Raw genomic sequence first — 12,649 nt, 5'->3', positions numbered from 1 at the left:
GCGAGCCCGGAGAATCCCCAACTGTTGCGGCAATGTTTCCACAAGCATTTTATCGGAAACTGCTTGCCTGGGGATGGGAGGGTGAGATGAAGCTTCCGGGTGAGCCTCCGCTCACGGTGATCGAGCGCGACGACGCATCGAGCCTGCCGCCGGGCGGCGGGCTGGCGATCGTGGTCGCCGGATCGATGCTGTTCTGGGGCGTGCTGCTCTGGTTCGTGCTCCACCGCTGACGCTGTTTTTGGATGCGCCTCACGGCGCATCGGGCCGGTGCCGCCTCAGAACTCGCTCTTTCGCGAGTTTCGAGAGAAGGCCGATAGCTGCGCTTTGCGCGGTCCTATCAAGACTGAACCTGGCGACGCTTGTTCCCGGCCTCGCGCAACCCATGTTGCGCTCCGGCCCGCGCTCCTCCTAGATGCGCGGCTCCTGAGGCTTCGGACGAATCCATGACCGCCACCCATTCCACTCGCATGCTCATCCTCGGCTCGGGCCCTGCCGGGCTCACCGCCGCCATCTATGGCGCGCGTGCCGGCCTGGCGCCGATCGTCGTGCAGGGCATCCAGCCCGGCGGGCAGCTGACCACCACCACCGACGTCGAGAACTACCCGGGCTTCCGCGACGTGATCCAGGGCCCCTGGCTGATGCAGGAGATGCAGGCCCAGGCCGAGCATGTCGGCGCGCAGATGATGTGGGACACGATCGTCGAGGTCGACCTGACCCAGCGTCCGTTCCGCATGGTCGGCGACGGCGGCACCGTTTATCTCGGCGACGTGCTGGTGATCGCCACCGGCGCGCAGGCCAAGTGGCTGGGGCTCGATTCGGAGGAACTGCTCAAGGGCAAGGGCGTGAGCGCGTGCGCGACCTGTGACGGCTTCTTCTACCGCGGCAAGAAGGTCGCGGTGATCGGCGGCGGCAACACCGCGGTGGAGGAAGCGCTCTACCTCACCAACCACAGCCATGACGTGACCGTGATCCACCGCCGCGATTCGTTCCGCGCCGAGAAGATCCTGCAGCAGCGGCTCTTCGCCAACGAGAAGATCAACGTGCTGTGGAACAAGGCAGTCGAGCGCTTCGTCGACGGCGGCGGGACGGCGGGGCTGGTCGGGATCGAGCTGCGCGACACCGGGACGGGCGAGCTCTCGACGATCGAAGTCGACGGCGGCTTCGTCGCGATCGGCCACCATCCGGCGACCGAGCTGTTCCGCGGCCATGTCGAGCTCGATTCGGACGGCTACATCAAGGTCGAGACCGGCAGCACGCGGACGAGCGTGCCGGGGGTGTTCGCCTGCGGCGACGTGATGGACAAGGTCTACCGCCAGGCGGTGACCGCGGCGGGCACGGGCTGCATGGCGGCGCTCGATGCCGAGCGTTTCCTGGCCGAGGCGGACTTCGAGACCGTGGTCGCGCACGCGGGGTGATTGCCCACTGAATCGTCATTCCGGCGAAAGCCGGGACCCAGGGTTACGTAGGGCGTCGCTCGCGGCCGCGGAGTCCCGGCTTTCGCCGGGATGACGGTCAGGGGTGCGGGGCGACCTTAGGGGATCAACCCCATCCTGATGCGCTCGAACAGCCATTGCTTGTCGGCCTCGCCGGCGAAGCTGTGGCTGGCGGTGTCGATCGCGTCGTAGCGCACCTTCGCGCGCGCGGCTTCGAACAGGGGACTGTGCCAATGCTGGTAGAAGGCGATCGCGGTATTGTCGCGCGCGGCGAGCAGCAGCGTGACCGGCACATCCGCTCCCGCCAGCGCTTCGGCCATGCGCTCGGCAAGGGCACGGGGCTGCGATCCGCTCTTCGAGAGCTTCGACAAGCCCTTGCCGAGCTTCAATAAATCCACGCCGCCCGTCGCCAGCCGCAGCCATTGGCGCGGATCGCGCAGCCGCTCGGCATAGCGCGCGCGGATCGCGGCGGCGGGGGGCAGGGCGTCGCTGTCCTCGGTCACCCAGGGATTGGCGAGGATCAGCCCGTCGATCCCGGCACCGCGATGGTAGAGGGCCAGCGCCGTCGCCGCGTCGCAATTGCCGAAGGCGACGATGCGACGCAGGTGCGGCATTTCGGCTGCGAACGTCGCGGATGCGGCAGCGATATCCTCGGCGCTCGCTTCGAAGCCCTGGTCCTGCCCCGAGGAATCGCCGACGCCGCGGCGATCGAAGCGGAACACCGGCGTGCCCGCCCCGGCCAGCCGCGCGGCGAGCTCGGCCATGCCGCGGTGCGCGCCCATGCGGACTTCGCTGCCGCCCGAGACGATCAGCAGCCCGGTGTCGCCCTCGGCTTCGTCGAGCGTCCCGAACAACGTCTCGCCGGCGCAGGGGAAGACGATCAGCCGCCGCATGACCTGATCCAGGCGGCGAGATCGGCGGCGAGCGTCTCGGCGAGCGGCAGGTCCTGGCCAGGCTCGGCGCGACGCCAGGGCGGCGTGTCGGGGAGTGCCAGGTCGGCGATGCGGCGGTCCTTGCCGAGGCGGGCGACGCGCGTCGCGCCGCCCACCTGCGGCGTCGCGCCGATCAGCTCGCAGAGCAAGGGGCGCGGCATCCGGTTGCCGGCAAGCTCGACCGGCGGCCCCTCGGGGCTTGGCGCCAGCGGATCGAAGTCGCGCGGCGTGTTCGGATCGGCGATCGCGCGCATGCGGAAGAGGTCGCGGACGAGGTCCTGGCCGTCGACGGGGGTGAGCTGCCAGCGGCTCCGCAGGTCCGCGCCCGCCTCGACGAGCGCGCCGCCGCGGACCGACAGGCCGTGCGCCGGCCGTCCCGCCGCGGCGAGCACGCCGGCGAAGGCCTCGCGCCACGTCGCCAGCGTCACGTCCGCGAGCGGGACCGTGCTCTCGCCGGTGCCGGGCAGGTCGGGGAGCAGGCTGGCGATCCCCTGGCGGGCAAGCGCGCGGAGCATCGCGACCAGCGTCGCGCGCATCCGGTTGGCTTCCTCGAACAGCGGCGGCAGCGCCACCACGACCGGGCCGTCCAGCGGCCCGAAGCGCAGCATCGCCTCGCGCCCGCCGGCCCAGTCATAGGAAAGGATCATCCCGCCTTGGCCGCCGCGAAACGCGTGAGCGCGCCGAAGCTCTCGAGCATCTCGCCGTCGACCTCGTCGTCGTCGATGCGGATGCCGAGCCGGTCCTCGAGCTCGGTCAGCACATTGGCGACCGCGAGCGAATCGAGCTCGGGGAGCGCGCCGAACAGCGGCGTGTCGGCCGTGAACGCGGCGGCGCGCGCCTCGCTCAGCCCGAGAATGTCCCGGAGCACGTCGCGGACGATGGACTCGACTTCGAGCGACCCTTGGGGCTGCAATTGCCACTCCATAACGGAATTTTGCGCTCCCCTAGGGGTTGGCGGGGGCGCTGCCAAGACTATGCTCGTGGACATGGTCCCGCTTGACCCCGTTCCCCAGCCGATCGATCACCTGACCCTGAGAGGCGCACGCGGCGCCGTCGCACTGGAGGATCGGGCGGGGACGCTCGATTATGCCGGGCTCGAGGCGGCGGTGGCGGGGCTGGCCCGCTGGCTGCGCGCGCAGGGACTGGCGGCGGGCGAGCGGGTGGCGAGCTGGCTGCCCAAGACGCGCACCGCCTGCCTGATGCCGCTGGCGGCGGCGCGGGCGGGGCTGGTGCATGTGCCGGTCAACCCGGTGCTCAAGCGCGCGCAGGTGGCGCATATCCTGGCCGATTCCGGCGCCCGGATGCTGGTGACTCAGGGGCCGCGGACGCAGGCGCTCGAGCCGGGGGACATGCCCGCCGAGTGCCGGCTGGTGGTCGAGGAGGAACTGGGCGCGGGCGAGCCGATGGCGCCGTCGGACGCCGATCCCGAGGCACTGGTCGCGATCCTCTACACCTCGGGATCGACCGGGCGGCCCAAGGGCGTGATGCTGAGCCATGCGAACCTGTGGCTCGGCGCGATCAGCGTGGCGCATTACCTCAAGGTCAGCCCCGACGATCGCGTGCTCGGCGTGCTGCCGTTCAGCTTCGACTATGGCCAGAACCAGCTCTTCTCGACCTGGGCGGCGGGCGCGCGCGTGGTCCCGCTCGACTATCTCACCGCGCGCGACGTGGTGAAGGCGGTCGAGCGCTTCGGCGCGACGAGCATCGCGGGCGTGCCGCCCTTGTGGGTGCAACTGCTCGAGGCGGAGTGGCCCGGGGCGGTGGCGGCGAGCGTCCGGCGGCTGACCAACTCCGGCGGTGCGCTCACCCCGGCGATGGTGCGCGCGCTCAGGGCGAAGTTCCCGGCCGCCGATCTCTACCCGATGTACGGGCTCACCGAGGCGTTCCGCTCGACCTATCTCGATCCGGCGCTGGTCGATGCGCATCCCGATTCGATCGGGCGGGCGATCCCCTTCGCCGACGTGATGGTGGTGCGCCCCGACGGCAGCCGCGCTGCGCCGGGCGAGCCGGGCGAACTGGTCCACGCCGGGCCGCTGGTCGCACGGGGCTATTGGCAGGACGAAGAGCGGACTGCGCTGCGCTTCCGCCCCGCACCGGGCTTCGCGGCGAGCGGGGGCATGGCGGTGTGGTCGGGCGACACGGTGGTGGAGGGGGCAGACGGGCTGCTCCGCTTTGTCGGGCGCGAAGACGAGATGATCAAGTCGGCGGGCAACCGGATCAGCCCGACCGAAGTCGAGGAAGCGGTGCTCGCGGGCGGCGAGACGGTGGAAGCCGCGGCGTTCGGCGTGCCCGATCCGCGGCTCGGCCAGGCGATCGTCGTGGTGGCGCGCGGCGACGGCGGGCGCGAGGCGGATCTCCGCGCACGGTTGCGACGCGACTTGCCGGCGTTCATGCAGCCGGGGCGCTTCGTCTGGGTCGAGGCATTGCCGCGCAACGCCAACGGCAAGCTCGACCGGACGGGGCTGCGGGCTTCACTTGAAGTTCTCCCTGACCGTCATCCCGGCGAAAGCAGGGACCCAGGGCAGCAGGCGACGTCGCTCGTGACCCTGGGTCCCGGCTTTCGCCGGGATGACGAAGAAAAGGAGGGGGCGTGACGATTACTGCCAAGCCGATGGGGCCGATCCCGCCCGAGTTCGCGGGCGGAGGCGCACTGACGATCGCCGGCCAGGGCTTCGAGCATTGGATCGAGGCGGCGGGCAGCACGCCGGCCTATGTCCATGACATGACCGTGGTTTCCGCCCGGATCGCGCGGCTGCGCGCCGCACTCCCGGCGCAGGTCGACATCCACTATGCGATGAAGGCCAACCCGTTGCCGGCGCTGCTCGCCCGGATCGCGCCGCTGGTGAACGGGCTCGACGTCGCGTCGGCGGGCGAACTGGCCAAGGCGCTGGCGGCGAAGGACCCGCGCCACATCAGCTTCGCCGGACCCGGCAAGCGCGACATCGAACTCGAGGCCGCGATCCGCGCCCGCGCGACCCTCAACCTCGAGTCCGAAGGCGAGGCGACGCGCGCGATCGCGATCGGCGACCGGCTCGGCGAGCGCCCGCGGCTGGCGGTGCGGGTGAACCCCGACTTCGAGCTCAAGGGCTCGGGGATGAAGATGGGCGGGAGGCCCTCGCCCTTCGGCGTGGATGTCGAGCGCGTGCCCGCGCTCGTGGCACGGATCGTGTCGTCCGGCGCCGAGTGGCGCGGCTTCCACCTCTTCGCGGGCTCGCAATCGCTCGACACGATGGCGATCATCGAGACCCAGGCGGCGACGATCGACCTGGCGGCACGGCTCGCGCAGGATGCGGGCGTGGAGCCGCCGCTGGTGAACCTGGGCGGCGGCTTCGGCATCCCCTATTTCGCTGGCGACGAGCCCGTGGATGTCGAAGCGATTGGCGCATCGCTGGGCGAGGCGCTGGTGCGGCGCTCTGGCGTGCTCTCGGGGAGCGGCTTCGCAGTCGAGCTCGGGCGCTGGCTGATCGGTGAGGCGGGCATCTATCTGGCGCGCGTGGTCGACCGCAAGGAGAGCGGCGGCGAAGTCTTTCTGGTGGTCGACGGCGGCCTCAACCATCATCTCGCCGCGACCGGCAATTTCGGCACGGTGGTGCGGCGCAACTATCCGGTGGCGGTGGCCGGGCGGATCGGCGCTGCGGTCGAGGAAGTCGTGTCGGTGGTCGGGCCGCTCTGCACGCCGCTCGACCGGCTCGCCGACCGCGTGGCGCTGCCGCGCGCCGAAGTGGGCGACGTGATCGCGGTATTCGCCTCGGGCGCATACGGCGCGAGCGCGAGCCCGGCGGCGTTCCTGGGTCACCCGCCGGTGATGGAGGTGGTGGCGGGCTAAGCGCGACCCTCGGCGTAGTGCGCGGCGATCAGCGCGGCGGGGGCACGGAACCATTCGGCATCGCGGTCGTGACTGACCTCGTCGAGGAAGACGCCCACCGCGCGCCGCCGTCCGCTCGCGCCGAGCAGCAGCGCCAGCGCGAGCAGCGCGCAATCGGGGAGGTCGGTGGGATCGCCCATCACGCCATCGGACCAGAAGGCGAGCAGCAGCGTATCGTGGACCTGCTCGGCGAAGGCTTCGGGGCAGGCGGCCATCGACGCGAGCGCGCCTTCGGTGTCGCCGCGGTCGATCCGGTCTAGCAACTGGTCGGCGAAGTCGCGGTCGGACAGGGTCGAGCCCATCCCCTTGGCAGTGGCGGCGTGCTGCATCGTTGTCCCCTCGACGCGGTCGTTACGGGGACGATACCGGGGTGGCGTTAACAGGGTGCGAATCGATGCGAGGGCGTTCGAGCCGGCCTAGCCGCGGCCGCGCCGCTCGCCCGCAAAGTCGGCGACGAGCAGCGCTCCACCGCCGAGCAGCGCCGCCGCCAGCAGCAGCAATGGCCCCAGCCGGAGCTCGCCGGCGAGTGCGAGGTGGAGCAGCGGCCAGGAGCCGGCGAGGATCAGCGCCGCGCCGGCGGTCGCTCGCCAGCGGCGGAGCACCAGCGACCAGAACATGGCAGCCATGGCGAGGAGGTCCAGCGCGATCAGCAGCTCGGCCAGTTCCTCCGCCCCCATCCGGTCAGAACAACCGGGTCAGGCAGTAGAAGAGCGCGCCGACCGCGGCGGAGGCGGGGATGGTGATGATCCAGGCGACCACGACGTTGCTCGCGACGCCCCAGCGTACCGCCGAGGCGCGCCGTGCGGTGCCCGCGCCGATCACCGCGCCGGTGATCGTGTGCGTGGTCGAGACCGGAATGCCGAGCCAGGACGCAGTGAACAGCACGATCGAGCCGCCGAGCGAAGCGCTGAACCCCTGGTGCTGCGAGAGCTTGGTGATCCGCGAGCCCATCGTCTCGATGATCTTCCAGCCGCCGCTGAGCGTGCCGAGCGCGATCGCGATGTAGCAGCTCACCGCCACCCAGTGCGGCACCTCGAACTTCCCGTGGAGATAGCCGGTCGAATAGAGGAGCACGGTGATGATCCCCATCGTCTTCTGCGCGTCGTTGAGGCCGTGGCTCAGCGAATAGGCGCCCGAGGAGACGAGGTGCAGCGCGCGGAAGCTCCGCTCGGCGCCGCGCGAGCTGGCGCGCATGAACAGCCAGCTTGTCGCGAGCATGATCAGCATCGCCAGGATCATGCCGATGGTGGGGGAGAGGACGATCGCGATCAGCGTCTTGTTGAGCCCTGCCCACTTCACCCCGGTGAAGCCCGCGTGCGCGACGCCCGAGCCGATCATCCCGCCGACCAGCGCATGGCTCGACGAGGAGGGGATGCCCTTGAGCCAGGTCACGACGTTCCAGAACATCGCGCCGACCAGCGCGCCGAACACCACCGCGGGGGTGATCAGGTTCTTGTCGATCAGCCCTTGGCCGATCGTGTCGGCCACCTTGTGGAGCGAGGGGAAGGCGATGGTGAGGAAATAGGCCGCGAAGTTGAACGCCGCCGCGAAGGCGACGGCATGGACGGGCTTCAGGAGCCGCGTCGCGACGACGGTGGCGATCGAATTGGCGGCGTCGTGGAGGCCGTTGAGGAAGTCGAACGCCAGCGCGACGAGGATGAGGCCGATCAGCAGCGGCAGGGCGAGGTCGTGCATCGCTCCGGGCCGCTCAGGCGTGGTCGATCACGATGCCGTCGATCTCGTTCGCGACATCCTCGAAGGCGTCGACGATCCGCTCGAGATGCTTGTAGAGCTCGCGATGGACGGCGAACTGGAGCGCGTCGTGCGGGCCCAGCTCCTTGAACGCGCGCTTGAGGCCGGCGGCGTGGATCTCGTCGGCATGGCTCTCCATCCGCACCAGCCGCTCGGTGAGCTCGTGGAGGCGGGCGCCGTTGCGCGCGACGTCGCGGAGCAGCGGCATCGCTTCGGCGGTGAGGCGCGCGGCATCGACGATGATCGCCGCCATGTCCTTCATCTCCTGGGTGAAGATGGTGACTTCATAGAGATCGATCGCCTGGACCGCGGCCTGCATCTCGTCGATCGCGTCGTCCATCGAGCCGATCAGGCTGGTGATCGCGCCGCGGTCGAACGGGGTGAGGAAGGTCTCGCGCACGGTGCGCAGCATCTCGCGGATGATCTCGTCGGCGTCGTGCTCGCGCTCGATCACTTCACGGATATGGTCGGCGCTGCCGTCGTCGAGCAGCCGCGACAGCGCATCGGCGCCGGCCACAACGGTGACGGCGTGCGCCTCGAACATCTCGAAGAAATTGCCCGTTTTGGGCAGGAGCCGCTGAAACCACGCGAACATGTTGGTTACCTTTGATTTCTGGGCGACGGCGGTCAGCAGGCCGTAGCGCTGCGTTGCCGCCTTGAACTCGGAGGGGCCGAAGGAACGGATGAGGTCGCGCAGGTCGGGCTCCTCGACCGCGGCTGCGGCCTCGGCGAGGCTGAACCAGCGCCGCTCGCGCTCGGCGCGTTCCTTCCAGTCGGGAAGCTCGCTGCGCACCGCCAGCGGGAAGACGTCGACGTCGACCATCAGCGAGGCGCCGTTTCGGCGGCGCTTGCGGTAGCGGTAGGAACCGAGCGGCGTCGGGCAGACGAGCCCGCGGACGCCCGCTTCCTCCTCGGCCTCGAGCGCGGCGGCGCTGTGTGCCGATACGCCCTGCGGGGGATTGCCCTTGGGGATCACCCAGCGCTTGTTCTCGCGCGAGGTGACCAGCAGGATCCGCACCGGCGCATCGATCGCATTGCCTTCGGTTCGATAGGGCAAGGCGGCGATCTGGCGAATGGGGGCGGACTCCGGGACCGTCGGGGATGGGCGCGTGCGTTACAGGCTAGCGTCCATCCAATGCAAGCGGGATGGGGCGCTCCGAAAGTATAGTCGATCGCCCGGTGGGGCGGTTTCTCGGAAAACCTAACGCAATATTTACCCCTTCACACGCATAGCCGTGCCTGATCCCGGAAAGGGTGCTGCCGAGACGTCGGTGGCGCATGCCCGTTCCGGCCTGGAGGCCCTGACGCATGCGTTTCGATTCCCTGGCCAAGATCCTTGCCGCACCGGCGCTGCTCGGGCTGCTGCTCTCCGGCTGCGCGAGCGGTGGCGGGCGCCCCGAGCTGCCGCCCGCGACCTTCGTCGCCGGGCGCGAGGGGCCGGGCGAGGAATATGTCATCGGGCCGCTCGACCAGCTCCAGGTCTTCGTCTGGCGCAATCCCGAGCTTTCGGCCGAGGTCCAGGTGCGCCCCGACGGCCGCATCACCACGCCGCTGATCGCCGACATGCCCGCCGCGGGCAAGACGCCGGCGATGCTCGCCGACGACCTGAAATACGCGCTCGGCGAATATATCAAGGAGCCGATCGTCTCGGTGATCGTGAAGAGCTTCGCGGGCACCACCGGCCAGCAGATCCGCGTCGTCGGCGCGACCGAGAAGCCGGCGTCGATCCCGTACCGCGCCAACATGACCGTGCTCGACGCGATGATCGCGGTGGGCGGCCTCAACGAATTCGCCGCGGGCAACCGCGCGCGGCTGGTCCGCGTCGACCCGCGCACCGGGCAGCAGCGAGAATATCGCCTGCGCCTGTCGGACCTGCTCAAGAACGGCGATACGCGCGCGAACGTCCAGCTCGCGCCGGGCGACGTGATCATCATCCCCGAAAGCATGTTCTGAGGGCCGCCGGGGATGGGGAGCCTCTACGACGAACTGCGCGCCGCGCTCCATGCGGTGTGGATGCGGCGCTGGCTGGCGCTGGCGGTGGCCTGGGGCGTGTGCCTCGCGGGCTGGTTCGTCGTGTCGCAGATGCCCAATCGCTATGAATCGCATGCGCGGGTGTTCGTCCAGTATCGCGCGATCCTGCCGACGCAGGGCGCGAACCTCGCCGAGCAGCAGAAGGACCTCGACCGCGTCCGCCAGACGCTGACCAGCTCGGTCAACCTGGTGAAGGTGGTGAAGGGCACCGACCTCGCGCGCACCGTCTCGAACGACCGCGACGTCGCGGACCGGGTCGCGGCGCTGCAGGCGATGATCAAGCTCACCGCGCAGCAGGACAATCTCTTCGAGATCACCGTCACCGCGGGCAGCGGCAAGCTGGCGAAGCAGATCGGGCAGAAGCTGATCGACATCTTCGTCGAGGACAATCTCGCCGACGACCGCGACCAGACCAGCCAGTCGCTCACCTTCCTCGACGCCCAGCTCGCCGAGCGGCAGAAGGCGTTGCAGGACGCCGAGGACAAGAAGGCCGACTTCCAGGCGCGCTATCTCGGCGGGCTGCCGGGGACGGGCTCGCTGACCGATCGCATCTCGGCCGCGCAGAGCCAGCTGGGGCAGGTGAATTCGGACCTCGCCGCGGCGCAGAGCGCGCTCGGCACGGTCAATGCCCAGATGGCCGGCACCCCGCCGACCGTCGCGACGGCGGGCGGCCCGGTCGCAAGCGGCCCGGCGCATGCCCGGCTCGCGGCGATCCAGGGGCAGATTGCCGAAGCCAGGGGCCGCGGCTGGACCGACAACCACCCCGACATGATCGCGCTGCGCTCGCAGCTCGCCCAGGCGCAGGCCGCCGCGGCGCGCGAGCCGAGCTATGGCGGCGCGGCGGGGGCGAACAACCCGCTCTACCTCACGCTCCAGTCGATGCGCGCCGACAAGGTCGCGCAGATGGCGGCGCTCACCCAGAAGAAATCCTCGCTCGAAGCGGACCTGGCGCGGCTCCAGGCGGCGATGAACGCCGATCCGGCGCAGGCGGCGGAGCAGTCGCAGATCGACCGCGAATATCAGGTGCTCAAGGACCAGTATGACAAGCTGCTGGCGGACCGCGAGCAGGTGCGCATCCAGAGCTCGGCGCAGACCCAGACCGACGCGCTCAAGTTCAGCGTGATCGACCCGCCGACCCAGCCGCGCGCGCCGACCGCGCCGAACCGGACGCTGCTGCTGACGGCGGTGCTGATCGCAGGGCTCGGCGCGGGGGTGGCGGCGGCGTTTGTCTTCGGCAAGCTCAAGACGACCTATTCGGTCGCGTCGAAGCTCGAGAAGGCGAGTGGGCTGCCGGTGATCGGATCGATCGGCGAAGTGGTGACCTCGGCTCAGCTCGCGGCGCGGCGCAAGCGGCTGACCTTGTTTGCCGGAGGCGTGGTGGCGCTGGGCGTGGCCTGGGTCGGGCTGCTCGGGGTCGACATCCTCCAGCGCGGATTGGGGGCGTGACGCGATGAACGACGAGACTCCCCGCCGCCTCAAGGGTTCGCTGCTCGAGCGCGCTGCCGAGCAGTTCCATTACATGCCCGCGCCGAAGCTGCCCGAGGCGCCGGCGCCCGTTGCTGCGCCTGCGCCGGCTGCGGCATCTTCTGCCCGTCATCCCGGCGAAAGCCGGGACCCAGGGCAGCAAGCCGTGTCGCCGGTGGCCCTGGGTCCCGGCTTTCGCCGGGATGACGAAGAAGTGGGCGCGATCGCTCCCGAACCCGTCGAGCCGCTGACGCTGCACGAGCCGATCGGCCGACGTCGCGCCGCGATCGACCGCGAGAAGCTCGCCGCCGCGGGGATGATCGTGCCGGGCGCGTCGGTGACGCCGCTCGCCGAGGAATTCCGCATGGTGAAGCGCCAGCTGATCCTCACCGCGCAGAAGGTGGCGGGCGCGGACCAGCAGCGCGCGCGGATGGTGCTCGTCTGCTCGGCACAGCCCGACGAGGGCAAGACCTTCTGCGCGATCAACCTCGCGCTCTCGATGGCGGCGGAGACCGACGTCGAGATCCTCCTCGTCGATGCCGACTTCGCCAAGCCCGACGTGCTCGCGCGGCTGGGCATCGCCGAGGGGCCGGGGTTGCTCGATGTGCTCTCGGGCGCCGTCGCCGACGCCGAGGACTGCATCATCGACACCGACGTGCCGCAGCTCTCGCTGCTGCCCGCCGGCACGCGTACGCACATGGACACCGAGCTGCTCGCCAGCGCTCGCGCCCGCGCGATCCTCGACAGGCTCGCCGCGGCCAATCCGCGCCGCATCGTGATCTTCGATTCGCCGCCCGCGCTGGCCGCGTCGCCTGCCTCGGTGCTCGCGCTGATCGCGGGGCAGGTGATGCTGGTGGTCCGCGCCGACCGCACGAGCGAGTCCGACGTGCGCGAGGCGGTGCAGATGCTCGACGCCTGCGAGCATATCCAGCTCGTGCTCAACAGCGTTTCGTACCAGCCGGGGGGCCGGCGTTTCGGCAGCTATTATGGCTATGGGGAGACGGCGAAATGACGCGCCGTGAAGTCAGGACCCGCCTTCTCAACCGTCATCCCGGCGAAAGCCGGGACCCAGGGTTGCGGAGGGCATCGCTCGTGGCCCTGGGTCCCGGCTTTCGCCGGGATGACGGTTGAGAAGGCGGGTCCTGACTTCACGGCGCGTCATTTCGCCGTCT

General features: G+C 70.2%; 14 protein-coding genes. 7 read left to right on the top strand and 7 right to left on the bottom strand.

All coding sequences use genetic code 11. From position 1 onward, the window contains the following. Positions 1-86: 86 nt before the first annotated feature. Both J7495_RS06400 and trxB read left to right on the top strand, forming a co-directional pair. The gene (locus J7495_RS06400) at positions 87-230 is read left to right on the top strand and encodes a hypothetical protein (RefSeq protein ID WP_294055511.1); all 144 of its coding nucleotides are present in this window, start codon (positions 87-89) and stop codon (positions 228-230) included. Between the two features lie 213 nt (positions 231-443). Beyond that, positions 444-1,415 carry a thioredoxin-disulfide reductase gene (trxB, locus tag J7495_RS06395; RefSeq protein WP_294055509.1) on the top strand — a complete coding sequence of 324 codons (972 nt, stop codon included), beginning with the start codon at positions 444-446 and terminating at the stop codon, positions 1,413-1,415. A gap of 116 nt (positions 1,416-1,531) precedes the next feature. On the opposite strand, the gene J7495_RS06390 is transcribed toward trxB, so the two are convergent. The 3 genes from J7495_RS06390 to J7495_RS06380 are packed head-to-tail and all read right to left on the bottom strand — an operon-like array spanning position 1,532 to position 3,290. Then, positions 1,532-2,326, bottom strand: a complete 795-nt coding sequence (locus tag J7495_RS06390; RefSeq protein ID WP_294055507.1) for a hydrolase 1, exosortase A system-associated — start codon at positions 2,324-2,326, stop codon at positions 1,532-1,534. Beyond that, complete coding sequence (locus J7495_RS06385; protein ID WP_294055505.1) at positions 2,314-3,012, bottom strand: hypothetical protein; 699 nt, start codon at positions 3,010-3,012, stop codon at positions 2,314-2,316. Before J7495_RS06385 ends, J7495_RS06390 begins: the two co-directional genes overlap by 13 nt. Continuing rightward, the gene (locus J7495_RS06380; protein ID WP_294055503.1) at positions 3,009-3,290 is read right to left on the bottom strand and encodes an acyl carrier protein; all 282 of its coding nucleotides are present in this window, start codon (positions 3,288-3,290) and stop codon (positions 3,009-3,011) included. Before J7495_RS06380 ends, J7495_RS06385 begins: the two co-directional genes overlap by 4 nt. Before the next feature lie 61 nt (positions 3,291-3,351). On the opposite strand from J7495_RS06380, the gene J7495_RS06375 reads away from it, so the two are divergent. Both J7495_RS06375 and J7495_RS06370 read left to right on the top strand, forming a co-directional pair. Continuing rightward, entirely contained in the window at positions 3,352-4,959 is a 1,608-nt protein-coding gene (locus J7495_RS06375) for an acyl-CoA ligase (AMP-forming), exosortase A system-associated (protein WP_294055501.1), read from the top strand. 17 nt (positions 4,960-4,976) lie between these two features. Then, entirely contained in the window at positions 4,977-6,191 is a 1,215-nt protein-coding gene (locus J7495_RS06370; protein WP_294055845.1) for a pyridoxal-dependent decarboxylase, exosortase A system-associated, read from the top strand. Here J7495_RS06370 and J7495_RS06365 read toward each other — a convergent pair. The 4 genes from J7495_RS06365 to J7495_RS06350 all read right to left on the bottom strand — a co-directional run bounded on the left by J7495_RS06365 (position 6,188) and on the right by J7495_RS06350 (position 9,039). After that, positions 6,188-6,559: a hypothetical protein gene (locus J7495_RS06365; protein ID WP_294055500.1), complete on the bottom strand. Its 372-nt coding sequence runs from the start codon at positions 6,557-6,559 to the stop codon at positions 6,188-6,190. The genes J7495_RS06370 and J7495_RS06365 overlap by 4 nt on opposite strands. Positions 6,560-6,646: 87 nt before the next feature. After that, on the bottom strand, positions 6,647-6,907 hold the full coding sequence (locus J7495_RS06360; protein ID WP_294055498.1) for a hypothetical protein: 261 nt from the start codon (positions 6,905-6,907) through the stop codon (positions 6,647-6,649). A gap of 4 nt (positions 6,908-6,911) precedes the next feature. Beyond that, complete coding sequence (locus J7495_RS06355) at positions 6,912-7,925, bottom strand: inorganic phosphate transporter (RefSeq protein WP_294055496.1); 1,014 nt, start codon at positions 7,923-7,925, stop codon at positions 6,912-6,914. A 13-nt stretch (positions 7,926-7,938) separates the two neighbouring features. Continuing rightward, the gene (locus J7495_RS06350) at positions 7,939-9,039 is read right to left on the bottom strand and encodes a DUF47 family protein (RefSeq protein ID WP_294055494.1); all 1,101 of its coding nucleotides are present in this window, start codon (positions 9,037-9,039) and stop codon (positions 7,939-7,941) included. 251 nt (positions 9,040-9,290) lie between these two features. Between J7495_RS06350 and J7495_RS06345 the strand changes: the two genes are divergently transcribed. The 3 genes from J7495_RS06345 to J7495_RS06335 are packed head-to-tail and all read left to right on the top strand — an operon-like array spanning position 9,291 to position 12,489. Continuing rightward, a complete protein-coding gene (locus J7495_RS06345; protein WP_294055493.1) occupies positions 9,291-9,935 on the top strand; it encodes an XrtA/PEP-CTERM system exopolysaccharide export protein in 645 nt (214 codons plus the stop codon). Between the two features lie 12 nt (positions 9,936-9,947). After that, complete coding sequence (locus tag J7495_RS06340) at positions 9,948-11,459, top strand: XrtA system polysaccharide chain length determinant (RefSeq protein WP_294055491.1); 1,512 nt, start codon at positions 9,948-9,950, stop codon at positions 11,457-11,459. A gap of 4 nt (positions 11,460-11,463) precedes the next feature. Beyond that, entirely contained in the window at positions 11,464-12,489 is a 1,026-nt protein-coding gene (locus J7495_RS06335) for an AAA family ATPase (RefSeq protein ID WP_294055489.1), read from the top strand. Positions 12,490-12,649: the final 160 nt, after the last annotated feature.

Origin of the sequence: Sphingomonas sp. (assembly GCF_017745215.1) — a bacterium.
Taxonomy (GTDB): domain Bacteria; phylum Pseudomonadota; class Alphaproteobacteria; order Sphingomonadales; family Sphingomonadaceae; genus Sphingomonas.
This window is presented reverse-complemented; position numbering and strand designations above follow the sequence as displayed.

Bases quoted from the DNA above. Each gene is read 5' to 3' on its own strand.
- J7495_RS06400 (WP_294055511.1), top strand. From the start codon at position 87: ATGAAGCTTCCGGGTGAGCCTCCGCTCACGGTGATCGAGCGCGACGAC.
- trxB (WP_294055509.1), top strand. From the start codon at position 444: ATGACCGCCACCCATTCCACTCGCATGCTCATCCTCGGCTCGGGCCCT.
- J7495_RS06390 (WP_294055507.1), bottom strand. From the start codon at position 2,326: ATGCGGCGGCTGATCGTCTTCCCCTGCGCCGGCGAGACGTTGTTCGGG.
- J7495_RS06385 (WP_294055505.1), bottom strand. From the start codon at position 3,012: ATGATCCTTTCCTATGACTGGGCCGGCGGGCGCGAGGCGATGCTGCGC.
- J7495_RS06380 (WP_294055503.1), bottom strand. From the start codon at position 3,290: ATGGAGTGGCAATTGCAGCCCCAAGGGTCGCTCGAAGTCGAGTCCATC.
- J7495_RS06375 (WP_294055501.1), top strand. From the start codon at position 3,352: ATGGTCCCGCTTGACCCCGTTCCCCAGCCGATCGATCACCTGACCCTG.
- J7495_RS06370 (WP_294055845.1), top strand. From the start codon at position 4,977: ATGGGGCCGATCCCGCCCGAGTTCGCGGGCGGAGGCGCACTGACGATC.
- J7495_RS06365 (WP_294055500.1), bottom strand. From the start codon at position 6,559: ATGCAGCACGCCGCCACTGCCAAGGGGATGGGCTCGACCCTGTCCGAC.
- J7495_RS06360 (WP_294055498.1), bottom strand. From the start codon at position 6,907: ATGGGGGCGGAGGAACTGGCCGAGCTGCTGATCGCGCTGGACCTCCTC.
- J7495_RS06355 (WP_294055496.1), bottom strand. From the start codon at position 7,925: ATGCACGACCTCGCCCTGCCGCTGCTGATCGGCCTCATCCTCGTCGCG.
- J7495_RS06345 (WP_294055493.1), top strand. From the start codon at position 9,291: ATGCGTTTCGATTCCCTGGCCAAGATCCTTGCCGCACCGGCGCTGCTC.
- J7495_RS06340 (WP_294055491.1), top strand. From the start codon at position 9,948: ATGGGGAGCCTCTACGACGAACTGCGCGCCGCGCTCCATGCGGTGTGG.
- J7495_RS06335 (WP_294055489.1), top strand. From the start codon at position 11,464: ATGAACGACGAGACTCCCCGCCGCCTCAAGGGTTCGCTGCTCGAGCGC.